A 24,939-nucleotide genomic window follows, 5' to 3' on the forward strand; every position below is an offset into this window, starting at 1 on the left:
AACCCTTACACACTGGACGAACGGCGTCTTGATGTCATGGGAATGTCGTAACCATTGCGCATTTCCGGGTGGTAGCTGTCAGGGGCTGAATCAGTCCATTCACTGTTGAGTTCGGTGAATTGGTCCAGGCGGAAGTTCGCGTCATCATATCTGAACAGCGCGGCAGTGCCGCGCTGCACATGCTGCCCCAAATAAGTCCGGGCTTCAGTGGGCGTTGCCATTGTAGCGACGGTGCCCATGCGCAAATTGACGTTTTCGATCGCACTGGTCATCGGGTCGAACATAAACGTCAGTGAGGCGGTCAAGCCTGAGCCGGCCGTGCGCGTGGACCAGCCATACATCAACTCCCAGAAACGTGGCATGGATAGTTGGTTGGTACCTGATGCGTAGGTTCCTCCACGCAACGCATTGATACTGACGATAGATACCCCATCAAGACCCTCGACGACAGCACTGAAGGCTACCCCGGCTAAAGCAGGAAGCTCTGCTCGAATGGCGCCGCCGCTAAACAGCAACACCCCGTAGGCGCCTGTGCGCAGGCTAGTCGCAACGCCGGACGGGGCGAGAGTGAGCCTGGGACCAAGTTCTGCGGAGACTCGTTGCCCGGTTTCCCTTGCCAGTCCCCCTGGCACACTGCTGATGATGCTGATGGCTACAACATTCAATGCCCCGGGATTATTCAGATATGAATAGAGGGGAGCTGCTGCACCCGCAGCTGCACCCAACAAACCACCAATACCCGCCCCGATCCTTTGCGCGGTACGGCTATTGCTGTAACGGGAGACGATATTGCTGCCTGCACCCATCCCCATCGATCCGCCGGCCAAAGTACCTACCAGTGAGCCTGCCACTGTCAAGGCAAGGTTGGACCCTGGGTCTACGGTTTGACCGTCTGCATCGTCAGGCAGTGTTGCCCATTGCGTCAGTGCTTGTGCCGCAAAATACCTGACAGTTCCACCCGCCAAGGCACTCACTCCATCACGCGCAAACGTTGCGCCAGCCGCGTTAAACACTTCACCCACAGTGATCAGCCCCTGAAAGTCCACATGTCCCATCGGATTGCCATGCACCATGGCATACAGGTTCAATCCATCGGCAACTCCCGCCGGGTCCGCGCTCAGCCAGCGTTGGCACCAGGGTACGTAGTAGCGCAACCCGTAGTAGTACAGTCCGGTGGCATCCCGTTCCTGTCCTGAATAGCGCAGCGTCTTGTAGCTGGATTCAAGTTTGTTGCGCCCGGCCCACCAGCAGGTTCCACCGTAGGGGTAGTAACTTTCCCGGGATATCAGCAAGGCCTTTGCGTCCAGTTCCAGAGCGCTGGAGCCCAAATGATCGGCAAAACCGTAGCGATACTGGTTCTGGGAAATGCCGGCTGGTGGTTCAGTCTGCCAGTGTAGAATTTGCACCGTGCTGCGTCCGGCCTTGATCGTCACGACGTGGAGCGTCTCGTCGTTAGAAATACGGAGCTCCACGCCTGGCAAATAGCGGGTTTCGTGGGTGCGGGTCAATGTGCCGGTGTAGGCCTGACGGATTTTTCGCTGACGCTGACCGCTGCCGTCGTACACATAAAACTCGCAATCGCCGGGTTCATCTTCACGCACCACCTGATCGACCTGCCGCAGCTGGTTGCGCAGGTTCCACCGCAGGGTTTGTCCCGGTTGCAGCTCGGTACGGTTGCCGTTCAGATCATGACCGACGGCAATTTCCTGTTCGTCAGGCAGCTCGCCATCGGGCTTCTCGGGGAGGCTGCGGTTGCTGAGTCGGGCGACAGCCGTGCGTTCGGTACGGCTGGCGCTGTCTGCCTGATGCTGCATGAGCTTCAGGTTGCCGGCCTCATCATAGGTGTAGATACGCGTGTAATTTTCCATTTGTCCGGCATCGGCGGTGCACTGGAAATCCGGTAACTGTGGTCCACCCGGCGCGTTGCGCAATTGCCGGCCACTGGCCTCGATCAGGCGGTAGAGACTGTCGTAGCGATAGCGATTAATTGCCTCGATGCGCTGGTTGCGGTGAAAGTGAGTCGCTTCAGCGGCGTCGGCGATGCAGGTGACATTGCCCACCCCATCGTATTCGTAGGTAAGATCTTGCAATGCCGGCTGCCCTGGCACATAGGCTTTCAGGTGTTCCAGTCGGCCGTCGTCGTGCCGATAGTTTGCAAATGAAACAACGCCGTTTCCTGCACGTTGTTGTTCGATCTGGCCGAAGGCGTTGTACTGAATGCCTTGGACCAGTGCCGTTTCATCGGCCTCTCCGGCGAGTTTCAGACGAACCTCACGCATTTCGCCTGCGCAGGTATGAATGAACGTCTGCCGGTTGCCCAATGCATCTGTCTGGCTGACAGGTTCGCTGGTGGCGTTGCAATGCAGGCGAGTGATGGCTGGCTCGTTCTCCAGCAAGGCGTCGCGTTCAGGCACTGACTCGGGCCAGTCCACCAGCCATCGCGGGTCGGCGATGAAAGCGCGGCCATGCTGCAATAGCGTAGCGTTCAGGCTGAACTCGGTGAAGAGCAGGGTGCCGGCGGTGTCGTCTTGCCGAATCAACTGACCGCGCAGGTTGTGGCCGACATCGGCGTCGTTATCGGCATAAGTGAAACGTGCGACGCAACGCTCCGCTTCCTGCCACGCGCGCTCGAACCTAGCCACCGGACGACACAGAGGATCATGCTCCACGCGGCTGTGGCTGAGTTTCTGATCCCAGCCTTCAACACTTTGTCCATGCGCGCCGAGCAATCCCAGGCGCCAGCCGGCGTCGCTGTTTTGCGAAAGGACGACAGCGCCCGACAAACTGAAAACGTTTTGCTGACTGGCTGCCGTCTGACCGTCTTGATGTAAGCGGAACAGGCGTGGATCACGACTAAGAACAGCGCGACCGGTGCCGTCATATTCCTGCTGAGTGATGCAAGGCTGCGGTGTCGACGCGTTATCACGACGGTGATACGCCACACCACGCACGCTTAACCCGCGCGGGTCAAATACCTGGATAGCCGGAGTGTTGGCGTGGGTCATCGTGAATATGTCCGTGAGTCGACGGTTTAGCCCTTCTTATCCACTTGATGCCGGTTGGCAGTCAACTGTCAGAAATAACAGCTGGCGCCCAAAGTAACGTCATAGCCACGGCAGGTCTGTCACCCTTCCTGGCAGTTACGGTCATTGCCGCAGGACGCGGTCTTGCGGACAATCAACACCTGTTCTCGCTCATGGATTTGCAGGTATGTCGCAACAGATCTTTTTCGCCCACGCCAATGGTTTTCCTTCGGGAACCTACGGCAAGTTGTTTGCGGCGCTGGCACCCGAATATCAGGTGACGCATCTGGAGCAGCACGCCCACGACCCGCGTTTCCCGGCGGACGACAACTGGTACAACCTGGTGGATGAGCTGATCCATCACCTGCAACAACAGGCCGAGCCCGTGTGGGGCGTCGGTCACTCCTTCGGGGGCGTGTTGCATCTGCATGCAGCCTTGCGCTGCCCGGAGTTTTATCGCGGCGTGGTGATGCTCGACTCGCCAGTGCTGACCCGAGCCGATCGATGGGTGATCCGGGCGGCCAAGCGCTTCGGTTTCATCGACCGCTTGACCCCGGCCGGCCGTACCTTGGGCCGCCGTGAAGAATTCGCCGACCTGGAAAGCGCCCGGAAATATTTCGCCGGTAAAACCCTGTTTCGCGGTTTCGACCCGGAATGCTTCGATGCCTACCTGCAACATGGCTTGCACCAGGTCGGCGACAAGCTGCGCCTGCGCTTCGACCCTGCCACGGAAATCAGCATCTATCGCGGCGTGCCGCACACCAGTCCGGGCAGCACCCGGCAGCTGCAAGTGCCGCTGGCGGTGGTTCGCGGGCACAACAGCCGCGTGGTGATGCGCCATCACGCCAGTTCGGTCGACCGCCTGCCGTTGGGCGAGTCGCTGACCATGCCCGGCGGCCACATGTTTCCGCTGGAACGTCCCCTTGATACCGCTGAAATGCTCAAAGGCCTGTTCTACCGCTGGGACGGCCGTCGACAACAGGATTGCGCATGAACCACGTCGTCGAAGAGGTCCGCCTGAGCCTGCCGCACATCGAACTGGCGGCGCACCTGTTCGGTCCTGAAGACGGTTTGCCGGTCATTGCCTTGCATGGCTGGCTGGACAACGCCAACAGCTTTGCCCGCCTGGCGCCGAAGCTTAAAGGCCTGCGCATCATCGCCCTGGACATGGCCGGTCACGGTCATTCCGGGCATCGCCCGCCGGGAGCCGGCTACGCCATGTGGGACTATGCCCACGACGTGCTGCAAGTCGCCGAACAGCTTGGGCTGAAGAAATTTGCGCTGATGGGGCATTCGATGGGCGCCATTGCTTCGCTGATCATCGCCGGATCGCTGCCCGAGCGGGTCACCCACCTGGCGTTGATCGACGGCATCATTCCGCCAACGGACAAAGGTGAAAACGCTGCCGAGCGCATGGGCATGGCCCTGCAAGCGCAACTGGATCTGCGGGAAAAGCGCAAACCGGTCTATGACACCCTCGACCGTGCCATCGAAGCGCGCATGAAGGGCCTGGTGGCGGTCAGCCGCGAGGCCGCTGAACTGCTGGCGCAGCGTGGCCTGATGCCGGTACCGGGCGGTTATACCTGGCGCACCGATAGTCGCCTCACGCTGCCATCGCCACTGCGTCTTACCACCGAGCAGGCCATGGCCTTCGTCCAGCGGGTCCAATGTCCTGCAACACTGGTGGTCGCTGCTGACGGCATGCTCGCCAAACACCCCGAATTGCTGGAGCGTCTACCCTTTAGCCGTGAACAGCTGCCAGGCGGCCATCATTTGCATCTCAATGACGAACCCGGCGCCGATCTTGTCGCAGACTGTTTCAATCGGTTCTTCGCCATTCCTTGACTTGCGTCGGGCAACTGTCGAGGCTGGGCGGGTTGAAATGGGAGACAACCATGATAGATCTCTACACCGCTGCGACCCCGAATGGCCACAAGGTCTCTATCGTGCTCGAGGAACTCGGCCTGCCCTATACGGTGCATGCCTTGAGTTTCGACAAAAAGGAGCAGAAGTCCGCGGACTTCCTCAAGATCAACCCCAATGGGCGGATTCCGGCGATTGTCGACCGTGCCAACGGCGACTTCGCCGTGTTCGAATCCGGCGCCATCCTGATTTACCTCGCTGAACAGACCGGCAAACTGATGCCGAGCGACCCGAAGGGACGTTCGGTGGTATTGCAGTGGCTGATGTTTCAGATGGGGGGCATCGGCCCGATGCAGGGCCAGGCCAACGTGTTCTTCCGCTACTTTCCGGAAAGACTGCAGAGCGCCATCGACCGCTATCAACATGAAACCCGTCGCCTCTACGAAGTGCTCGACACGCGTTTGCAAAGCGTGGAGTTCCTCGCCGGCGAGTACAGCATTGCTGACATCGCCACCTTTCCGTGGGTGCGCGGTTACGAATGGTCGGGCGTCTCGGTGGAGGGCTTGACGGCGTTGCAACGCTGGATGGCAACCATGGAGGCTCGGCCGGCAGTGCAGCGTGGTCTGCAGGTACCACAACGCGCCGATGAAGCCAGTGTCATCAAGGGTGCCCAGGCCATGCTGATCCGATGAGTCTATCCATGCGTTCATTCAGTTTGCTGGTGCTGTGCAGTTTCAGTCCCTTGTTGTTCGCCGCCGATGTCCCGGGCAGCCAGGACCTCCCGATAGTGCCGCGCATGGTCGACGCCCAGATTGTCGACTATCGTCCCGCCGCCGAACTGGAGCGGATCTACCCATTGGGTTCGATCCGCAAAATCAGTGGCCAGTTACGTTTCGACGGTCAGGTCAGTGCCCGTGGCAACGTCACTTCGGTGACCTACGAATTGCCCTCGGAGCATTCATCCATCGAGGCGTTCACCGCTGCCCGCGAGGCTTTGCAACAGCAGGACGCCGGGTTGCTCTTCTGGTGCCAGGCGCGCGATTGCGGTGAAAGCAGCCTCTGGGCCAACCAGGTCTTTGGCAACGCCAAGCTGTACGGTGCCGACGATCAGCAAGCCTATTTGCTGCTGCGACTTGCTGCTCCACGGGACAACACGCTCGTCGCGCTGTACAGCATCACCCGCGGTAATCGCAAAGCCTACCTGCATGTCGAGCAGTTCGACGCTTCGGCACCGCTGGGTGAGTTGTTGCCGACCTCCGCGACCTTGCTGCGTGAGCTCAAGAGTACCGGGGAGCTCGATTTTTCCACATTGAACAGCGCACCTGACGAGACCTGGCTACGTCTGATTTCTCGCGGACTCAATCTGGACACCACCTTGCGGGTCAGTATTTCCGGAGCGAACGCCGAAGCCTGGCGTCAGGCCCTGATGGGCCAGGGCGTGCGTGCCGCGCGGATGGAAACCGGCAGTGTCGAAGGCTCTGGCCTGCATATCGAGCTATTGCGGTAGGCTGTATCGGGCGAACGAGTACGCTGCGTTCGCCTACTCTTTTGCTGACTGACTTTTTCGAGACTTTTGATGATCAATAACGATCGCCTTTTGGTGCAGATCCTGCTCGTGGTGTTGTTCGGCGCGAGCTTCTGGGTGATGGCGCCGTTCTGGTCGGCGATGTTCTGGGGCGCGGTCCTGGCATTCGCCAGTTGGCCACTGATGCGCTTGCTGACCCGTTGGCTCAATGGCCGCGAGTCTCTGGCAGCGGCATTGTTGACGCTGGGCTGGATGGTGCTGGTAGCGGCACCACTGGTGTGGCTGGGTTTCAACCTTGCCGATCATGTGCGCGATGCCACGGCATTCATCAAGGATGCGCAAGTCGAGGGGCTACCCGAAGCACCGGCCTGGCTGGGTTCGATTCCCCTGGTGGGCGAGCGCCTGGTCGGGATCTGGAACAGTATCGATGAACAGGGCGCGGCGATGATGGTGTCGCTCAAGCCTTATCTGGGACAGGTGGGTAACTGGTTGCTGGCGCGCAGCGCGCAGATCGGTGGCGGTATTCTCGAGCTGACCCTGAGCATCGTCTTCGTGTTCTTTTTCTATCGTGACGGGCCGCGCCTGGCAGCGTTTGTACACACATTGCTGGAGCGGCTGATCGGTCAGCGGGCCGGCTACTACATTGAACTGGTGGCAGGCACGGTACAGCGGGTGGTGAACGGTGTGATCGGCACGGCGGCGGCCCAGGCGATCCTGGCGCTGATCGGGTTCCTGATTGCCGGCGTACCGGGTGCGTTGGTACTCGGCATTGTGACGTTCATGCTCAGCCTGATCCCGATGGGCCCTCCGTTGGTGTGGATTCCGGCGACTGCGTGGCTGGCCTGGAAAGGCGAGTATGGGCTGGCCATATTCCTCGGAATTTGGGGCACATTCATCATCAGCGGTGTCGACAACGTGCTCAAACCGTACCTGATCAGCCGTGGCGGTAACCTGCCGCTAGTAATCGTGCTGCTTGGGGTGTTTGGCGGGTTGATTGCCTTTGGCTTTATCGGCCTGTTCATCGGCCCGACATTGCTGGCGGTGGCTTACAGCCTGTTGATCGACTGGAGCAAGACCCAGGCACGGGTTGAAGATCGCCGGCCCTGAGATTTGTATTCAGCTTGTGGCCTCTTCGTCGGATCGCCGCCCGGAGCAGGCTTGCTCCGGGTGGCGATCCGACCAAGCTTTTGACTCAGGTCGCCACGTTCAGGTGCTTGCCCACGCTCGCCAAGTTATCGAGCGAGTACTGCTTGCTCAGATTGGCAATCATTTTTTGCAGCGCTTCATTTACGCTCGGTTGATCGGAAGTACTGTTGGTGCTCTGCTCGCGATCGGCCGGCAGGGCCGCCTTGAGTTCATCACTGCTGATGCCTCCGTTGCTGTCGCTGTCCAGCGCTTTAAGCAGCGCGGCGCTGGTGTCGGTGCTGGTCGATGAATTGCTGGTGCTGGCCTGCAGCGCGCTGCTCAGTTCATCGCTGCTGATGGCGCCATCGCCGTCGGCGTCCAGCGCGCTGATCAATGCGTCAGCGAGGTCGGTGTTGGGGGCCTCATCGCCTGGTGGAGGTGGCGGGGGAGCCATTGTGGCCATTTCTTCGCTGCTCAGGCTGCCACTGCCATCACTGTCGAGGTCGTCGGATTTCTGTGACAAGGCACTCTTGAGTTCATCCTGATCGACCGTACCGTTGCTGTTGCTGTCGAGTTTGGCCAGCAGGTCCTTCTGGAATTGCTGGCTGCGGGCACTATTGGTTGTGGTGCTGCTGGAGCTGGTGTAGTTCGGGTAATTACTGCTGATGCTACCGATCATCGGGCTCACTCCCTGGAAAGACAAACCGGTGGTGTACCGGCTTATGCAGACTCAAGGGGCAAGTTGTCGCGGGTATGTAGAGTTTGTACCGAGGGGTACACATGGCGATCAGACCCACCGAAAGCCCTGTGGGAGCGAGCCTGCTCGCGAACGCGGACTGACAGTCGACGACTATGTTGACTGATACACCGCTTTCGCGAGCAGGCTCGCTCCCACAAGGGCTGGTGTAGCCTTCAAGTACGCGGCAGGCGAATCACAGCCGTCAGGCCGCCACCCGGGGTTTCTTCCAGGGTCAGTTGCCCGCCCATTCGTTGCGCGGCTTCGCGGGCAATGGTCATGCCCAGGCCCACGCCGCCGGAGTTGCGATTGCGCGAGCCTTCAAGGCGAAAGAAGGGTTCGAACACGGCTTCATGTTGTTCCGCGGCGATACCCGGCCCATGGTCGATGACCCGAATCACCAAATGCTGACGATGATCCTCCAGGCTGATCAGCGCCTGCCCGGCGTAGCGCAGGGCATTGTCCATCAGATTGTTGAGGCAAGAGCGCAAGGCCATCGGCTGGACCTGCAGGGGGGCACAGTGGCCGCGGGCCTGGACGTTCGCGCCCTGGTCCTGGGCATTTTCGCTCAGGGACTCCACCAGCGCCTGCACGTCCATCCACTGCGGGGCTTCGCTGGTGCGCTGTTCATGCAGATAGGTGAGGGTGGCGTCGAGCATGCTGATCATGTCGTCGAGGTCCTGGCGCATCTGGCCTTGCAGCTTGTCGTCGTCAATTTTTTCCAGCCGCAGCTTGAGCCGCGACAGCGGCGTACGCAGGTCGTGGGACACTGCGCCGAGCATGCGTGAACGCTGCTTGACCTGTTCAAGGATGCGGCGCTGCATTTTATTGAACGTGTGCGCCGCTTGCCGCGCTTCCCGTGGTCCCGATTCTTCCAGTGGCGGGCTGTCGAGGTTTTCGCTCAAGCGCTCGGCCGCGTCGCTCAGGCGCTGGATCGGCCGGCTCAGCAGTTTGGCGCCGTACCAGGCGGCAATGATCAGCGAGACCAATTGAAACGTCAGGGGCACCAGGGGGCCGCCAAACCACGGCCGTGGTGGCCGTTTCTCTAAGCGTGGGTCCAGCGGTGGGCGCGGCCCGTCCAGGCCTTCGGAAAACTCCGGTGGCGGCGGCGGTGGCGGCGGGCCGTAATGGTGAAACCAGGCAAAGGCCAGCAGGTGCGCGAGGATGATCGCCAGCAGCAACACGCCAAACAGGCGGCCGAACAGCGAATCGAAGCGCCCGCGCATCAGCCGATGTCTCGGGCATCGAACAGGTAACCCTCGCCACGAACGGTCTTGATCAATTGCGGAGCCTTGGGGTCGTCGCCGAGTTTCTGGCGCAGGCGCGACACCAGCAGGTCGATGCTGCGGTCAAAGGCTTCAATCGAACGACCGCGAGCGGCGTCCAGCAGTTGTTCACGGCTGAGCACGCGGCGCGGACGTTCGATAAACACCCAGAGCAGGCGGAATTCGGCGTTGGACAGCGGCACTACCAGGCCATCGTTGGCAATCAGTTGCCGCAACACGCTGTTCAGGCGCCAATTGTCGAAACGAATGTTCGCGCGTTGCTCGCTGCGGTCATCACGCACCCGACGCAGGATGGTCTGGATCCGTGCTACCAGCTCGCGGGGCTCGAATGGCTTGGCCATGTAGTCGTCGGCGCCGAGCTCGAGGCCGATGATCCGGTCGGTCGGTTCGCAGCGGGCGGTGAGCATCAGGATCGGGATGTCCGATTCGGCGCGCAACCAGCGGCACAGCGACAGACCGTCTTCACCGGGCAGCATCAGGTCGAGCACCACCACGTCGAAATGCTCCGCCTGCATCACCTGGCGCATCGCAGCGCCATCGGTGACGCCGCTGGCGTGGATGTTGAACCGGGCCAGGTAGTCGATCATCAGTTCGCGGATCGGGACGTCATCGTCGACGATCAGGGCGCGAATGCTCCAGCGTTTGTCGTCACCGGGCGTTTTCTGGTCGTCGTTCACGGGTGCTTGGGTGTTTCGCATGCGTGCGTTCATCTGCCAGGTAGGCTGCCAACCACAAAGATAGGCTGCGAGGTTGTGGTTCCAGCATAGGCGTCCGGCCCTGAGGCGGGAAGTGCTGTTGCAAGGACCTGTTGCGGTTGCCGAGGGTAGCGGGCCCGGGTGTTATGGGCGTGTCGTGTGTGTATCGAACTCGACACAATGGCCTCGAGGGCTAGTCTTGCCTGAGCCGTCGCGACGATTTACCGATCATCGGGTCCCGCAGCGGCGTTGGTTCCGCTACAATGCGCGCCGATTTCGACTTGCCTGAGAGCCCACTCATGTCCGCCTGCCAGACTCCTATCATCGTCGCCCTGGATTTCCCTACCCGTGACGCCGCACTGAAGCTGGCCGATCAGTTGGACCCGAAGCTGTGCCGGGTCAAAGTCGGTAAGGAACTGTTCACCAGCTGCGCTTCGGAAATCGTCGGGACCCTGCGCGACAAGGGTTTCGAAGTGTTCCTGGACCTCAAGTTCCACGACATCCCGAACACCACCGCGATGGCCGTCAAGGCGGCTGCGGAAATGGGCGTGTGGATGGTCAACGTGCATTGCTCCGGCGGCCTGCGCATGATGGCCGCGTGCCGTGAAGTGCTGGATCAGCGCACCGGCCCGAAACCACTGCTGATCGGTGTGACCGTGCTGACCAGCATGGAGCGTGAAGATCTGGCAGGTATCGGTCTGGACATCGAGCCGCAAGAGCAGGTTCTGCGCTTGGCCGCCCTGGCGGAAAAAGCCGGGATGGACGGCCTGGTGTGCTCGGCCCTGGAAGCCCAGGCCCTGAAAGCGGCACATCCGTCGCTGCAACTTGTGACCCCGGGGATTCGTCCGGCGGGCAGCGCCCAGGACGATCAGCGCCGTATTCTGACTCCGCGTCAGGCGCTGGATGCCGGTTCCGACTATCTGGTGATCGGCCGTCCAATCAGCCAGGCAGCGGATCCGGCCAAGGCGTTGGCTTCGGTCGTGGCTGAACTGGCCTGATCAGACACCCAGGATCCAAATGTGGGAGCGGGCTTGCTCGCGAAGAGGGCGTGTCAGTCGACATCGATATCGACTGACCCACCGCTTTCGCGAGCAAGCCCGCTCCCACTTTGGATTTGTGACCATTTCAAATGTGGGTTAAACCTTTAGCACCAGCTTGCCGAAATTCTCCCCGCTGAACAACTTCATCAGCGTCTCCGGGAAGGTTTCCAGTCCTTCGACGATGTCTTCCTTGCTCTTGAGTTGCCCCTTGGCCATCCAGCCGGCCATTTCCTGCGCGGCATTGGCGTATTGGGCGGCGTAGTCCATCACCACAAAGCCTTCCATGCGTGCACGGTTGACCAGCAGCGACAGGTAATTGGCCGGCCCCTTGACCGCTTCCTTATTGTTGTACTGGCTGATGGCACCGCAAATCACTACCCGCGCTTTCATGTTCAGGCGGCTCAACACCGCGTCGAGGATGTCGCCACCCACGTTATCGAAATACACGTCGACGCCTTTCGGGCACTCGCGCTTGAGACCGGCGAGGACGTCTTCACTCTTGTAGTCGATAGCACCATCGAAACCCAGTTCATCGATCAGGAACTTGCACTTGTCCGCGCCGCCGGCGATGCCGACCACCCGGCACCCTTTGATCTTGGCGATCTGCCCGGCAATGCTGCCCACGGCACCGGCCGCGCCCGACAGCACCACAGTGTCACCGGCCTTCGGCGCGCCGACGTCGAGCAGGGCGAAGTACGCCGTCATCCCGGTCATGCCCAGTGCGGACAAGTAACGTGGCAGGGGTGCCAGTTTCGGATCGACCTTGTAGAAGCCCCGTGGCTCGCCAAGAAAGTAATCCTGCACGCCGATGGCGCCATTAACGTAATCCCCGACTGCAAACCCCGGGTTGTTCGACGCAATGACTTTGCCTACACCCAATGCGCGCATGACTTCGCCGAGCCCGACCGGCGGGATGTAGGACTTGCCCTCATTCATCCAGCCACGCATGGCCGGATCCAGGGACAGGTATTCGTTTTTGACCAGGATCTGACCCGCCGCCGGTTCGCCGACCGACACCTCCTGGTAAGTGAATGTCTCGCGGGTCGCCGCGCCGACCGGACGTTTGGCGAGCAGGAATTGGCGATTGGTCTGGGAGGTCATGGCAGGCACTCAAGATGAATGAAGCTTTGTTGATAGCCGGTCAGCGACGATGCCGCAAGTTCGGCTGATGCGGCGAATGCACATTGATCCAGTGCAGTGATAGTTGGTACGGCAGTTCCATCACTGCAACTCATGGGCGCCCAACCGGAGTCTTGATAGTGCTGCCGTGTTCAAGACCTCCATGGCTAGACTGGTCATGCGCGATTTTCTGCTTTCTTCTCTCGAGGACATAACAATGAGCATGACGTTTTCCGGCCAGGTGGTCGTGGTGACGGGTGGGGCGGCCGGTATTGGCCGCGCGACCGCCCAGGCATTTGCCGCCGAGGGTCTGAAGGTAGTGGTGGCCGACATGGACACGGCGGGCGGCGAGGGCACGGTGGCGCTGATTCGTACGGCCGGTGGCGAAGCGACCTTCGTGCGCTGCAACGTTACCCTGGAAAGCGATGTTAAAAATCTGATGGATGAGGTGATCAATACTTACGGTCGCCTTGACTATGCCTTCAACAATGCCGGCATCGAAATCGAGAAAGGCAAGCTGGCCGAGGGTACGCTCGACGAGTTCGACGCGATCATGGGCGTCAACGTCAAAGGCGTCTGGCTGTGCATGAAATACCAATTGCCGCTGCTGCTGGCGCAAGGGGGCGGCGCGATCGTCAATACGGCATCGGTGGCCGGCCTTGGGGCCGCGCCGAAAATGAGCATCTACGCTGCCTCTAAACATGCGGTGATCGGCCTGACCAAATCGGCGGCCATTGAGTACGCCAAGAAAAAGATCCGGGTCAACGCAGTGTGCCCGGCGGTGATCGACACGGATATGTTCCGTCGAGCTTATGAAGCCGACCCGAAAAAAGGCGAGTTCGCCAATGCCATGCATCCGGTCGGCCGCATCGGCAAGGTCGAAGAAATCGCCAGCGCGGTGCTGTACCTGTGCAGCGATGGCGCGGCTTTCACCACGGGGCACTCATTGGCGGTGGATGGCGGCGTTACCGCGTTCTGAACCCATGCATCGCTACTGAGAAAAAGCAGCAACCTGTGGGAGCGAGCCTGCTCGCGAAGAAGGTATGTCAGTCGACATTAACGTTGGCTGCCACACCGCTTTCGCGAGCAGGCTCGCTCCCACAGTTTTTTTGGCTCTGTAAAGGGCCTGGCAATGTGTTTCAAATGATGAGATCGAATGGTTTTGGCGGCGTTGTCGCACAGGCCCTCGAACACTCCTGTGATTAACTGCTTCTCGCAAAACCAACAGGAGTTTGTTTGCTCATGGAATTGAGAATCGACCGACAGGCGCTGGTGCCCGTCGTACAGCAAATTGTCGATGCGCTGACTTGCTGGCTTCAATCCAGCGGGGTCATGCCCGGTACGCGCCTGCCTTCGGTGCGACAGATTGCGCGTATCAATTTGCTCAGTCAGGAAAGCGTCGCTCAGGCCTGCGAGCGCCTGGTGACGCAGGGGATGCTGGTGTCAGGTCATGGGGCCGGCTATACGGTTGCCGACCCGGCATTGGCCATGGGTGCAAGGCACGAGTCTGCGTGGCTCGAGGGGGCTGACCCCGAACACGGGCCCTGTTCGAGTGAGTTGCCGCTGGGTAGTGGCGGGCTGCCTGAAAGCTGGCGCGAGACCGACGATCTGATTTACGCGATTCGGCAAGTCAGTCGTGCCGATACGGCCAGCCTGTTCAACTACAGCTCGCCGCTGGGTTTGCCAGCCTTGCGACAGCAGATACTCAAGCGCCTCAGGCAACTGGACATCCGGGTGCCGGACGACCGGATCATGACCACGGCGGGTGCCAGTCAGGGGCTCGACCTGATTGTGCGAACACTGTTCAAGGCCGGTGACTGCGTGGTCGTGGAGAGTCCCGGTTATCCGGTGCTGTTCGATCTGCTCAGGCTGCACGGCATCCACATGGTCGATGTGCCGCGAACACCGCGCGGACCGGACGTGGACGTGCTCGAATCGGTGCTGGCCAAACACCGGCCTCAAGGGCTGCTCATCAACAGCTTTTATCACAACCCGACCGGCAGCAGCCTTGCACCGTTGGTGGCGCGCCGCGTGCTGCAGTTGGCCAGGACCTTTGGCGTGCAGGTGATCGAAGACGACGTTTATGCGGATTTGCACAGTGGTTCCGGTATGCGGCTGGCTGCGCTGGACGACAAGGTGATCTACGTGGGCAGCTATTCCAAGACCCTCAGCAGTTCCTTGCGGGTCGGTTTTGTGGTGGCCGGTTCTGAGGTCATTACGCGTCTGGCCGAGGTCAAGATGACCACGGGTATGGGCGCCTCACGATTTTGCGAGTCGGTGCTGGCGTGCCTGTTGGCTAACGGTGCCTACGGCAAACTGCTGCAGCGTCAGCGCCAACGCTTGAGCTGCGACCGGCTGGCGGCGTTGCAGTTGCTTGAAAATGCCGAATGGGAGGTTTTCGGCAAACCGGCGGGAGGCCTGTTCATTTGGGCGCGATCACGAACGTGCGACTACGATCAGGTGCGGACCCAGGCACGACGTCTGGGTGTACTGCTGTCATCGAAGACCGCCTTCAACCCCTCGGATGAGGCCAGTGACTGGCAGCGGATCAATGTGGCATATGCCTGCGACCCACGTGCCCGTGCGTTCCTTCAGGCCACTGCCCGGGATCGACCTCAAGCGTTCTGAAAACGACGTTGGCGTAGCTTTTTGCCATTATTCAGGCGCCAGAGCCTTGTGTTGATACTGGCCCGTTGCGAATCTGCGTCTACAGACTTTGGCAGGGGACTAAGTGCAATGAATTCGGCCGTGCAAGGACGTTTTGCCAACCTCGGTATGGCGAAAAAACTGGGTGTCGGGTTTGTTCTGGTGCTGTTGTTGACTGCGCTGGTGGCGGGCATTGGCGTTTGGTCCCTGCAAACCATCAGTCAGCGCTTCGACGGGCTCAAGCATATGTCATCGCTCAACAGCGGTTTGCTCAAGGTGCGGCTGCTGGAACAGGAGTACGCCTTGCATGGCAATCCGAAAACCGTCGATGCCCTGCACGAGGGCGTCGATGGCCTGATCGCCCTGGCCGGCCAGCTCAAGGCCGCGTCTGCGGCCAACGTGCCGGTGATGAATGATGTCGAACAGTCTTTGGGCGCCTATCGCAAGGCCTTCGACGAGTTTGTCTCGCTCACTCAGGCCAAGGACCTGGCGCTGGAAATGGCCAGTTGGTCGGTGTCCAGCGTGGCCAACAATCTTGATGTTTTACAATCCGGGCTCGCCGATGACGGCGCCTATACGCTGAAAGATTCCGAAGGCAAGGACGGTGCGCAATTCATCGAGCAGGCCAGTCAGGTCAGCCAGGTTTCACGCTTGATGCTGCAAGCCATGAATGAAGCGCGGGTGCGTCTGGATCAAAGCCGCAAAGGCGACGACAGCGCCGGGCAGGGCAAGATCGAACAGGCCAGCCAGGCATTGGCCCAGGCCGAGCAGCTCAAGACCACGGTCAAGGACGAGGGGTACCAGACCGTCCTCAATGAGGTCATGGGTCATATTGCCAGTTTCAGTGACAAGCTTGCCGAGTACACCGGCTTGCTGGAACAGGAAAAAACCGTCTATCAACAATTGCACCAGCGCGCAGCCCAGGTGGTCGAGCGGGTGGATCAGGCTTATGTCGCTGAAGACCTGGCGATGCAGGCTGAACTGAAAAAGAACTCGCTGTTGATCCTCGGCTCTTCCGCATTGGCCTTGCTGGTTGGGCTGGTCGCCGCGTGGCTCATCACCCGGTTGATCGTGGCACCGCTGCGCAGCGTAATTCATGTGGCGCAGCAGATTGCCTCAGGGGATTTGAGTGCGACCATTGACGTGACCCGCCGTGACGAAATCGGTCAGTTGATGCAGGCAATGCAGCAAATGGGCGCGGGTCTCAGTCATATCGTCAGCGGCTTGCAGTCGGGTATCGAGCAGTTGGCGACTTCTGCCCAATCGCTGTCGGCGGTGACTGAACAGACCAACCTCGAAGTCAGCTCGCAGAAGGAGGAAACCGAACAGGTCGCCACCGCGATGAATCAGATGACGGCCACGGTGCATGATGTCGCACGCAATGCCGAAGAAGCGGCGTTAGCCGCGCAAACGGCTGACGGCAAGGTTGAAAGCGGTCAGCAGGTAGTGCGTCAGAGCATGGTGCGGATCGAACAGTTGGCGGATTCGGCCTCATCGGCCAGTTCGAGCATCGAAAGCCTGAGTGCGGAAATCCAGAACATCGGCACGGTTTTGAGTGTGATCAAAAGCGTGGCCGAACAGACCAACCTGTTGGCATTGAACGCGGCGATCGAGGCGGCCCGGGCTGGCGAGCAGGGCAGGGGCTTTGCCGTGGTGGCCGATGAAGTACGTGCACTGGCCAGGCGAACCCAGCAATCGACCGAGGAAATCGAACGCCTGGTCAGCGCTTTGCGCTCGGCGGCGCAGTCGTCGGTGCAGCAGATCCAGAGCAGTGGCGAGTTGGTGAAGCTGGCGGTCAGCGATGCCTTGCAGACCGAGAGTGCCCTGGGAAGTATTGCGGCGGCGGTGTCGTTGATCCAGCAGATGAACCAGCAGATCGCCGCGGCAGCCGAGGAGCAGAGCTCGGTGGCCGAAGAGATCAACCGCAGTGTCACCAGTATTCGCGCCAGTGCCGATCAGTCATCGCTGGCGATGCAGGGCAATGCCGCATCCAGTATCGAGCTGGCGCAGCTGGGGGTTGAGCTGAAGGGGATGGTGGGGCATTTCAGGCTTTGAAATGATCTTCGGCCAGGCCAAAAAAAGCCACCTCGCGGTGGCTTTTCTGTTTTCGCTGATCAGTCGTAGATCACTTTCTTTTTCCAGTCCGCGTCAGCCTCGACGTCTTTGAGGCCTTCGGTCAACTGGTTGACCTCGCCTTCGACCGGCGCAATGCGATCCATGACCTGGTCATTGGCGCGGGCCAGGAGTTTTTCCAGGTATTCCAGTTGCTCGGCGTAGACCTGTGGTTCCTGTTGTTTGCGCAGGTACTGCACGCCGCGCTCGAATGCCAGGCGAGCCTGCCCGGGCTGGTTCTGTTGCAGGGAGTGCTGGCCGAGGTTGTTGAAGAACTCGATGTGCAGCAGCACGAGGATGTGGCGCACTTCACGGATCCAGCGTTTGGCCTCGTTGGGGGCCAGGAAGCCGTCCTGTGCCGCGCGGGTGATTTGGCCGTGCAGGGCTTCAAGCAGGAAGCGTACATCCTTGGCCTTGGCTTCGGTCTGGATCGGTGCCGGTGGATTGTTGACCGGGATGGATTCACCCTGGCCGACAAGGGTTTCCAGTTCGGCGATCCGTGCCTTGAGGTTGGCGCTGGATTTTTCCAGGTTGAGCAGGCGCTGGCAGACGTTCAGTTCCAGGCGGGCCAACAACAGCTTGAGTGCCGGGGTCATCAGTTGGCCGGGGAACGTCTCGGTGATCTCGCCGCAGCGTCGCAGCCGATCGTTGAGTTCAATCTTGGTACGGGCCTTTTCCAGCTTGTTGTTTTCCACCACATGGTTGATGTAACCAATGGCGATCAACAGTGCGATCCCGGCTACAACGAGCAGGGTGATCATGAGTGGCGTCACCGGTAAGACCTCTTATTAGGTACGCATGCGAGTTTAGTGGCTTGGCATTTGAGCGCCCAGGCCCGCATGACGGGATTGGATCGGACATGCCTGCGCTTATATCGGCCGCAGCCCCGCTTCTATGAATGGTGGCACGTGATATACAAATTGCCATCACTGGTGGACTATAACGTCTTGGCGGGTGCCAGAATATAGGCGTCAAACGCCGGGCAGCGGAAAAACCCCAATGGCCCCCAAAAGCAGGGCGAAGTCATTGATTTAAATAAATTTATATCAGGGGGTTGACGACCTCTCAATCCATCCATAGAATGCGCGCCACTTGCAGCGTAAAGCACACAGCGAAACGCGGCAGGGAGTGAATGTTGTAGTGTGTCCCCTTCGTCTAGTGGCCTAGGACACCGCCCTTTCACGGCGGTAACAGGGGTTCGAGTCCCCTAGGGGACGCCAATGCGGGAATAGCTCAGTTGGTAGAGCACGACCTTGCCAAGGTCGGGGTCGCGAGTTCGAGTCTCGTTTCCCGCTCCAGTTTTAAACAGCGTTGCTTTCGGGCAGGGCTGAGTGAAACCAGAACCAAGTCTTCGGATGCGGATCTGGGCACCGAAACACACACCATGTGTTCCGGGCAGCGTGTCCCCTTCGTCTAGTGGCCTAGGACACCGCCCTTTCACGGCGGTAACAGGGGTTCGAGTCCCCTAGGGGACGCCATTTGCGGGAATAGCTCAGTTGGTAGAGCACGACCTTGCCAAGGTCGGGGTCGCGAGTTCGAGTCTCGTTTCCCGCTCCATATCTAACAAAAACGCCGCTCATTGAGCGGCGTTTTTGTTTGCGCGTAAAAAACCGGATCAACCGCCGAGGCTTTGTACCAAGCTTTCGAGCGCTTCAGTGGTTTCTTCATCCTGCTCCAGTTGCACAGCTGTAGCCGCTCTGAGTTGTTGTGCCAGGCGGTATTCGCTGGGCGTGCAGTTGGCGAACTGCTTGAAGGCACGAGCGAAGTAGGAAGGATCCTTGAAGCCGGCCTCATAGCCGATGCTGGTAATTGGCATCTGGCTGTTGTCGAGCAGGTCTTTGGCGAAGTTCATGCGCTTGTCCAGGATGTAATCCGTGAAGCCAAGCCCATTGGCTTCCTTGAACAGGCGGCTGAAGCGAAATGTCGTCATGCCGCAGCGCTGTGCCAGTTCCCTCTGATCGATGCTGTCTCGAAAGTGCTGTTCGATGTACAGCATGATATTGCTCAGCGCCTGGTGTTTTTGGTGTCCCGAGGTCAGCCGGATGCTATCCGGCAGGGTCGGGGAGTGGTCGATCTGCGATGACTTGCCCCGGGCGTTGGCATTTCGGCGCAACTCGCAGAGCTGCACCAGCGCCGTCAGGTAGCGCTTCCTCTCGCTGGTCGAGAGCGGGAGCACCATGTATTCCCAGACGCTGGAGCGCATGGCCCAGACAGCCAGTTCCTCCGAGTGCTGCACGGTGAACATGGTGATCGGGATGCTGGGTGTGGTGCGTTTGATCTCCAGCAATAGCCTCAAGCCTTGCGTGTCGGGGCGATCAAAGTGGATGCAGATCATGTCTGCCTGTTCCCTGATGGGCAGCACGGAGTTTTTCGCCAGATTGCAGTCGCAGGTGTCTTCGAACTGCGCGACGAGTTCTTTCGTGGACCGATCATGAGTCAGATCGAACCACAGGAGCGATGGCCTTTTGGTCAAGTTGGACGTCATGTCTCTACTCTGGGGTTCTTGGTGACTCTCTTCGCTAAGGAGTATTGCCAAGGTGCCATCACTTTGCAGATTTAATCCTGATAGGAAAGACGATTTTTAGTTCTTTTCGCTCTATGGGTCGTCAGGAAGGCAGCCCGGGGTGACTGTTTGTTGGTGTGTCTTCGACAAGCCCGGGTTGAACCGCTTGTCGCTGGTGAATCAATGACAATCGCCTTGGCCTTGCCATGCCTTGTTTATCCCTCCCGCTACTTCTGCAAAGGCCAATACCACGTATTTGGCCGCCCCGCAAAAAAGTCCTAGCGATGTGCAAAATCTTCCTAACGCCCATGCCTTGCCCCTGACTAGTGTTGCACTCAGGCAGCGCAGAACGTACTGCCTCAGAAAAAAACAACATTCGAGTGAGGTGGGCAAAATGATCATGCAAACAATCAAGGCTTCGGTAGTGAAATTCGTCAAAGACGAAGATGGTCTGACCGTTGTGGAATACGCGATAGCCGGCGGGCTGGTTACGGCGCTTGTCGTCGGAACATTCACCTCCCTTGGAACAGCGGTTCATACCAAAATTAAGGCACTGTGCGACGCGGTCAGTGCTACCGCCTGCCCATAATTGCCGCTGGGGGACGCGTCGATGTCCATGGGACAGCCGGTTGCCGTTATTTCTGATAGGGCGCCGGCAACTTTCTTCATGGACTTCGCGTTGTCCCTGTCAATTTGCGTAGAGAGCGCAAATCACTGCGTTGTTCAAGGCCGCCAACAGCAACGTTGCGTGCTAACGATTAATACTCGCAGGGAGACATGCCATGTCCACGGAACTGGTATCGATGGTTTTACTGATAGGACTTTTGGGCGTGGCGGTGGTGAGCGATCTGCTTCGCCACCGTATTCCCAACATGCTCGTCCTGGTGGGCCTTGTCCTGGGATTGATCGGTCAAATGTATTCAGGTGGTGTCAGCGGATTGGGTGACAGCCTGTTGGGCATCCTGATCTGTTTTGCGCTGTTTCTGCCGATGTACGCCTTCGGTGGCATGGCTGCCGGTGACGTCAAGTTGATGGCCATGGTCGGCAGTTTTCTACCGTTCCATTACGCATTGTGGGCTGCAATGTTCAGCCTGATAGCCGGCGGCATGTGCGGTTTATTGATAGTGCTGTTTCGCGGTCAATTACGTCAGACCCTGGGACGCTATTGGTTGATTCTAAGGGCGCAGGCTTATCTGGCGCCAACTTCAGATGAAGTAGCCGGCAAGCCTTTTCCTTATTCGATTGCAATATTGATTGGCACTTTTAACAGTGTTTACTGGCAACTCGTTGCCGGTGGATTTGGAGGTTAGACATGCACGTCATCCTCGATAGTGATGCCTACCCCAGCGATCGGGACGCGATACAACGACTGGCTCCTCAGCCGTGCACTATCCGCGAAACCGGTTTGACAGACAGTTTTCTGGGCGAGTTGGTGTGCAAGCATTTGTTCGATGCCGGTGTGCTGGACATGTCGCGGCTGGTGGAGCGCCTGGCGCTGACCGGCGCGGTGCTTGAAGAAGTCCTGGCATTTCTGCGCAAGGATGGCCGTGTCGAAGTGCTTGGCCAGGTGAGTCAAACGGGCGGGCAGATGCTGCGTTATGGCCTGACCGAACGGGGTCGCAGTGCCGCCCGCGATGCCCTGTCGCGCAGTGGCTATATCGGAGCGGCCCCTTTCCCGGTGAGTACCTACCGGTCCCTGATCAAGTTACAGACCATTCACCATGGTCGCATCACCGCCAAGGATATGCACAACGCCCTGGCTGGCGTAGTGCTCACGGAGGGGATGCTCGATCAGTTGGGTGTGGCGCTGAACTCCGGGCGCGCGATCATGATTTATGGCCCCGCGGGTACTGGCAAGACTTATGTCAGCAGTCGACTGATCCGTCTGTTCGCCGAGGCCATCTGGGTCCCTCATGCCATCGTCATCAACGAGTCGGTGATCGAGATCTATGACCCGCAGGTGCATCAGCGGCTCGATGAAAACGTTCAACAGAACAATCTGATGCTCAACGAAGGGATCGACCGTCGACTGCTGCGCTGCAAACGCCCGATCGTCATCACGGGCGGTGAGTTGAGCATGGAGCAGCTGGACGTTCGTTATGACCCCTTCACCCGCCAATACCAGGCCGCCTTGCAGCTCAAGGCCAGCAATGGCCTGTTCATCATCGACGACATGGGACGCCAGCGCATGGCCCCCGCCGAGCTGTTCAATCGCTGGATCGTGCCGATGGAAGAGAAACGCGATTTCCTCAACCTGGGCGGCGGTCGGCATTGCGAGCTACCGTTCGATCTGATTCTGGTGTTTTCCACCAACCTCAATCCCCTGGAACTGGCCGATGAGGCCTTTCTTCGCCGGATTGGCTACAAGCTGCAGTTCGGTTACCTGAAGCCCGAGGAGTACGAAAAGATCTGGCGTATGGAAAGCGAGCGTCTGGGTATTTCTTATGACCCGCTGTTGGTGCGTTATGTGCTGCACAGGCTTTATGCAAGTGAAGGCATGCCCCTGGTGCCTTGCCATCCCCGCGATCTCCTGAACATGGCGCTCGATCACCAGCGTTACATGGGCGGTTCCGGACCACTGTCACCGAAAGAGTTGGAATGGGCCTGGCACAACTACTTCGTCCAGCTCGACTTTCTTTGATACGGAGATACTGACATGAGCTCTCGTACGCTTACCCTGATAGGCGTTTCTCTGGCCATGGGCCTTGGGGCAGCATGGCTGGCCGATTCCTGGCTGAGCGCGCGGCTCAATGCCAGCCCGGATGACCACCTTCGAAACGTGGTGGTCGCCACGGTAGAGATTCCATTCGGGCAGATGGTCGAGGCCCAGCAGGTCACGACCGTACGCATGCCCATGGATACGATCCCGGACGATGCCTTCGATACCAGCGAAAAAGCCGTGGGCAAGATCGCAACGTTCGACATTTTGCGGGGCGACATCGTGCGCGGTGCGCGTCTGAGCGAACACCTGGGTGGCAGCACCCTGGCCTCTTTGATAGCACCTGACAAACGCGCCATATCGGTACGCGTGGACGATGTGGTCGGCGTGGGCGGATTCCTGTTGCCGGGTAACCGGGTCGATGTACTGGCGACCAAATCCACCAATACCGGCAGTAACAGCGCCACGTCCAGGACCATCCTCGAGAACTTGCGGGTGTTGGCGGTGGATCAGACCGCGGGTACCGACAAGACCCAACCGGTCGTGGTGCGCGCCGTGACTTTGGAGATGTCGGCCGCTGAAGCGGAAGCCCTGGTCACGGCGCAAACGGAAGGCAAGTTGCAACTGGCGCTGCGTAACCCACTGAACCTCGAGAAAAAAACCGCGGCCGTTGCGCCTGTTGCGCCGGCCATGGCTGTGGCCTCCGTTGCGGAGCCAAAACGCGTGGTACCGCGCAGCAGGGTCGAGGGTGGTGGGGCTATCACCATCATCCGTGGGATCGAAACCAAAGTAGTCAATATTCGCTGACAGGGCACCACGGCATTGGCAAAGCCGATCCGGATCGGTATCGGCAATCGAGGGCTTGATGATGAATCTTCGTATTCAGCGGCCGTTCACTTCGACGCCAAGGCGCCAGGTAGGATCGGTGAGTGTCTTGATGGTGATCGCGTTGGCGGTAATGGCCATGATGGCGGCGTTGGCTTTGGACGGCGGGTATATGCGGCTGAACAAAACGCGCCTGCAGAATGCGCTGGATGAGGCCGTGCGGCGTGTTACACGCCTGGCGGCGGTATGCAATTTCAGCGATCCGGTGGTGTTGCGGCGGGCGAGCTTCAACGCGGCGGGGGATGCAGGTAATAGCCAGCTGATCGGCAATCTGGCCACCCCCCACCTGACGCTGACCTATCTGGACGTAAACGGTGATCTGGTGGCCAACCCCGGCACCAGCGGTTTTCGTGCCGTCCGTTATGTCCGGTTGAGTCTGCAAAACTTCGTTCTCAACCTGTTCATTCCCGGGTTCGGCGTGCCCATTACCCTGCCTGCATTCAGGGCCACCTTGCCACGCGAAAGCCTTGGGCGTTATTCCGATTCCGGGGAGATCACGCCATGCTGAATACCAGGGACACTCCACTCTCCAGTGCGACCGGCAAAGCCGGGCTACGGTTGCTGATCAGCAGCCGTGATGCCACGTCATTGCGCGACCTGCAGAGCATCTGCCAACGCATGCCCAGCCTGGAGGTGAGCACTCGGCTGGTGAGCAATGGGCATGTCGACCCGCTCTACGGCCTGGACCGGATGCCCGATCTGTTGCTGTTGCGCGTCAGCCACCTGTGGCGTGAAGAGTTGACGGCACTGTTGCAGCGCCCGGCCCATGAGCGTCCGCCGCTGTTGGTGTGCGGTCTGCTGAGCGAACAGGAAGGCATGCGCCTGGCGATGCAGGCCGGCGCCCGTGACGTGCTGCCGGAGCCCGTCGCCGAGACGGAACTGGTCGCCGCTTTGAATCGCCTGGTCATGGAGGTTCGGACCGGCAGCGGGACAGAAGGGAAATTGATCGCCGTGATGAGCGCCAAGGGCGGTTCCGGCGGCACCTTGCTGGCCTGCAACCTGGCTCAGCAGCTCAGCATCAAGGGTGGCAGTACCCTGTTGCTGGACATGGACCTGCAATTTGGCAGCGTGACGCATTACCTGGATGTGGCGCAAACCCACAGCCACCTGGAGGTGTTGCATCAGATCGACGGCATGGACAGTGTCGCGCTACGGGGTTTTTGCAGCCACTTCAGCCCGACCTTGCATGTGCTGGGGGGCCGGGCCGGTGAGCTGTGTCTGCCGCAGGATGCCCAACCCGAGCAGCTTGATACCCTGATGCAGTTGGCCCGCGCCAGCTTTGACTGGGTAGTGATCGATCTGCCGCGGCAAATCGACCACCTCACCGGCTCCGTGCTGGAACAGGTGGATCGGGTGTACGTGGTGGTGCAGCAGAGCGTCAGCCATCTGCGCGATGCCAGCTCCCTGGTGCGGATTCTTCGCGAAGACCTGGGCGTGCGTGGGGATCAGTTGCAGATAGTGGTCAACCGCTATGACAAGACGGCAGCGGTCAGCCTCAAGGATATCGGCGAGGCGCTGCGCTGCACGAACCTGGCGAAATTACCCAACGACTTCAACCTGGTCAGCCAGAGTCAGAATACAGGTGTGCCGTTGGGTCTGCATGCGCCGAAGGCGGCGATCACCGTTGCCCTGCGCAACGTGGCCGATGACCTGCTCGGCAAGCAGATGGCTGGAAAAAAAGGCGTGCTCAAACGTGCCTTCAACCGTTTTTTCGGGGGGTGA

General features: G+C 59.6%; 22 protein-coding genes, 4 tRNA genes and 1 pseudogene. 20 read left to right on the forward strand and 7 right to left on the reverse strand.

Translation table 11 applies throughout. The features are described from left to right. Window positions 1–5 precede the first annotated feature (5 nt). On the reverse strand, window positions 6–3,005 hold the full coding sequence (locus tag RS887_RS16300) for an RHS repeat-associated core domain-containing protein (protein WP_322616136.1): 3,000 nt from the start codon (window positions 3,003–3,005) through the stop codon (window positions 6–8). Between the two features lie 205 nt (window positions 3,006–3,210). Here RS887_RS16300 and RS887_RS16305 point away from each other — a divergent pair, with 205 nt between their 5' ends. The 5 genes from RS887_RS16305 to RS887_RS16325 all read left to right on the forward strand — a co-directional run bounded on the left by RS887_RS16305 (window position 3,211) and on the right by RS887_RS16325 (window position 7,518). Then, on the forward strand, window positions 3,211–4,017 hold the full coding sequence (locus tag RS887_RS16305) for an alpha/beta hydrolase (RefSeq protein ID WP_322616137.1): 807 nt from the start codon (window positions 3,211–3,213) through the stop codon (window positions 4,015–4,017). Further along, complete coding sequence (locus tag RS887_RS16310) at window positions 4,014–4,868, forward strand: alpha/beta hydrolase (RefSeq protein ID WP_322616138.1); 855 nt, start codon at window positions 4,014–4,016, stop codon at window positions 4,866–4,868. Before RS887_RS16305 ends, RS887_RS16310 begins: the two co-directional genes overlap by 4 nt. A gap of 50 nt (window positions 4,869–4,918) precedes the next feature. Further along, entirely contained in the window at window positions 4,919–5,578 is a 660-nt protein-coding gene (locus tag RS887_RS16315) for a glutathione S-transferase family protein (RefSeq protein WP_322616139.1), read from the forward strand. Between the two features lie 8 nt (window positions 5,579–5,586). Beyond that, complete coding sequence (locus RS887_RS16320) at window positions 5,587–6,393, forward strand: DUF4892 domain-containing protein (RefSeq protein WP_111281607.1); 807 nt, start codon at window positions 5,587–5,589, stop codon at window positions 6,391–6,393. 69 nt (window positions 6,394–6,462) lie between these two features. Beyond that, a complete protein-coding gene (locus tag RS887_RS16325; protein ID WP_322616140.1) occupies window positions 6,463–7,518 on the forward strand; it encodes an AI-2E family transporter in 1,056 nt (351 codons plus the stop codon). An 85-nt stretch (window positions 7,519–7,603) separates the two neighbouring features. On the opposite strand, the gene xopAW is transcribed toward RS887_RS16325, so the two are convergent. The 3 genes from xopAW to RS887_RS16340 all read right to left on the reverse strand — a co-directional run bounded on the left by xopAW (window position 7,604) and on the right by RS887_RS16340 (window position 10,256). Further along, window positions 7,604–8,215, reverse strand: coding sequence for an EF-hand domain-containing protein (xopAW, locus tag RS887_RS16330; protein ID WP_322616141.1), 612 nt, complete (start codon window positions 8,213–8,215; stop codon window positions 7,604–7,606). Window positions 8,216–8,448: 233 nt separating this feature from the next. Beyond that, entirely contained in the window at window positions 8,449–9,498 is a 1,050-nt protein-coding gene (locus RS887_RS16335; protein WP_322616142.1) for a HAMP domain-containing sensor histidine kinase, read from the reverse strand. After that, entirely contained in the window at window positions 9,498–10,256 is a 759-nt protein-coding gene (locus RS887_RS16340) for a response regulator (protein ID WP_322616143.1), read from the reverse strand. The genes RS887_RS16335 and RS887_RS16340 overlap by 1 nt, the downstream gene beginning before the upstream one ends. 296 nt (window positions 10,257–10,552) lie before the next feature. On the opposite strand from RS887_RS16340, the gene pyrF reads away from it, so the two are divergent. Continuing rightward, entirely contained in the window at window positions 10,553–11,251 is a 699-nt protein-coding gene (gene pyrF, locus RS887_RS16345) for an orotidine-5'-phosphate decarboxylase (protein ID WP_008016546.1), read from the forward strand. Between the two features lie 138 nt (window positions 11,252–11,389). Here the strand turns inward: pyrF and RS887_RS16350 are convergent, their stop codons facing one another. Continuing rightward, window positions 11,390–12,394, reverse strand: a complete 1,005-nt coding sequence (locus RS887_RS16350) for an NADP-dependent oxidoreductase (RefSeq protein WP_322616144.1) — start codon at window positions 12,392–12,394, stop codon at window positions 11,390–11,392. A 235-nt stretch (window positions 12,395–12,629) separates the two neighbouring features. Here RS887_RS16350 and RS887_RS16355 point away from each other — a divergent pair, with 235 nt between their 5' ends. The 4 genes and pseudogenes from RS887_RS16355 to RS887_RS30615 all read left to right on the forward strand — a co-directional run bounded on the left by RS887_RS16355 (window position 12,630) and on the right by RS887_RS30615 (window position 17,113). Next, on the forward strand, window positions 12,630–13,391 hold the full coding sequence (locus RS887_RS16355; protein ID WP_008003267.1) for an SDR family oxidoreductase: 762 nt from the start codon (window positions 12,630–12,632) through the stop codon (window positions 13,389–13,391). A gap of 263 nt (window positions 13,392–13,654) precedes the next feature. Continuing rightward, the gene (locus RS887_RS16360) at window positions 13,655–15,040 is read left to right on the forward strand and encodes a PLP-dependent aminotransferase family protein (protein WP_322616145.1); all 1,386 of its coding nucleotides are present in this window, start codon (window positions 13,655–13,657) and stop codon (window positions 15,038–15,040) included. A 987-nt stretch (window positions 15,041–16,027) separates the two neighbouring features. Beyond that, a pseudogene (locus RS887_RS30610) lies at window positions 16,028–16,252 on the forward strand (HAMP domain-containing protein); the annotation flags it as partial. Beyond that, window positions 16,250–17,113 carry a methyl-accepting chemotaxis protein gene (locus tag RS887_RS30615; protein ID WP_416339979.1) on the forward strand — a complete coding sequence of 288 codons (864 nt, stop codon included), beginning with the start codon at window positions 16,250–16,252 and terminating at the stop codon, window positions 17,111–17,113. The pseudogene RS887_RS30610 and the gene RS887_RS30615, both read left to right, overlap by 3 nt. Before the next feature lie 59 nt (window positions 17,114–17,172). On the opposite strand, the gene RS887_RS16370 is transcribed toward RS887_RS30615, so the two are convergent. Next, window positions 17,173–17,931 (reverse strand): hypothetical protein, encoded by a 759-nt coding sequence (locus tag RS887_RS16370; protein ID WP_322616147.1) that lies wholly within the window; start codon window positions 17,929–17,931, stop codon window positions 17,173–17,175. Window positions 17,932–18,314: 383 nt separating this feature from the next. On the opposite strand from RS887_RS16370, the gene RS887_RS16375 reads away from it, so the two are divergent. From RS887_RS16375 to RS887_RS16390, 4 genes are all read left to right on the forward strand, one after another. Beyond that, window positions 18,315–18,390: transfer RNA gene (locus RS887_RS16375), tRNA-Glu, on the forward strand. A 2-nt stretch (window positions 18,391–18,392) separates the two neighbouring features. Then, window positions 18,393–18,468: transfer RNA gene (locus RS887_RS16380), tRNA-Gly, on the forward strand. A gap of 104 nt (window positions 18,469–18,572) precedes the next feature. After that, a tRNA-Glu gene (locus RS887_RS16385) sits at window positions 18,573–18,648 on the forward strand. Window positions 18,649–18,651: 3 nt separating this feature from the next. Then, window positions 18,652–18,727 (forward strand) — tRNA-Gly (locus RS887_RS16390). Between the two features lie 58 nt (window positions 18,728–18,785). Here RS887_RS16390 and RS887_RS16395 read toward each other — a convergent pair. After that, window positions 18,786–19,655, reverse strand: a complete 870-nt coding sequence (locus tag RS887_RS16395) for a DNA-binding response regulator (RefSeq protein ID WP_322616148.1) — start codon at window positions 19,653–19,655, stop codon at window positions 18,786–18,788. Window positions 19,656–20,067: 412 nt separating this feature from the next. Here RS887_RS16395 and RS887_RS16400 point away from each other — a divergent pair, with 412 nt between their 5' ends. From RS887_RS16400 to RS887_RS16425, 6 genes are all read left to right on the forward strand, one after another. Continuing rightward, the gene (locus RS887_RS16400; RefSeq protein ID WP_322616149.1) at window positions 20,068–20,262 is read left to right on the forward strand and encodes a Flp family type IVb pilin; all 195 of its coding nucleotides are present in this window, start codon (window positions 20,068–20,070) and stop codon (window positions 20,260–20,262) included. Window positions 20,263–20,455: 193 nt separating this feature from the next. Then, window positions 20,456–20,983: an A24 family peptidase gene (locus RS887_RS16405; protein WP_322616150.1), complete on the forward strand. Its 528-nt coding sequence runs from the start codon at window positions 20,456–20,458 to the stop codon at window positions 20,981–20,983. A 2-nt stretch (window positions 20,984–20,985) separates the two neighbouring features. Further along, on the forward strand, window positions 20,986–22,314 hold the full coding sequence (locus RS887_RS16410) for an AAA family ATPase (RefSeq protein WP_322616151.1): 1,329 nt from the start codon (window positions 20,986–20,988) through the stop codon (window positions 22,312–22,314). A 15-nt stretch (window positions 22,315–22,329) separates the two neighbouring features. Beyond that, window positions 22,330–23,139 carry a Flp pilus assembly protein CpaB gene (gene cpaB, locus RS887_RS16415; protein ID WP_322616152.1) on the forward strand — a complete coding sequence of 270 codons (810 nt, stop codon included), beginning with the start codon at window positions 22,330–22,332 and terminating at the stop codon, window positions 23,137–23,139. Window positions 23,140–23,296: 157 nt separating this feature from the next. Then, window positions 23,297–23,725 carry a Tad domain-containing protein gene (locus tag RS887_RS16420; RefSeq protein ID WP_416339980.1) on the forward strand — a complete coding sequence of 143 codons (429 nt, stop codon included), beginning with the start codon at window positions 23,297–23,299 and terminating at the stop codon, window positions 23,723–23,725. Beyond that, window positions 23,719–24,939, forward strand: coding sequence for an AAA family ATPase (locus RS887_RS16425; protein WP_322616154.1), 1,221 nt, complete (start codon window positions 23,719–23,721; stop codon window positions 24,937–24,939). The genes RS887_RS16420 and RS887_RS16425 overlap by 7 nt, the downstream gene beginning before the upstream one ends.

Source organism: Pseudomonas sp. BIC9C (assembly GCF_034541995.1).
Classification (GTDB): Bacteria; Pseudomonadota; Gammaproteobacteria; order Pseudomonadales; family Pseudomonadaceae; genus Aquipseudomonas; species Aquipseudomonas fluorescens_CC.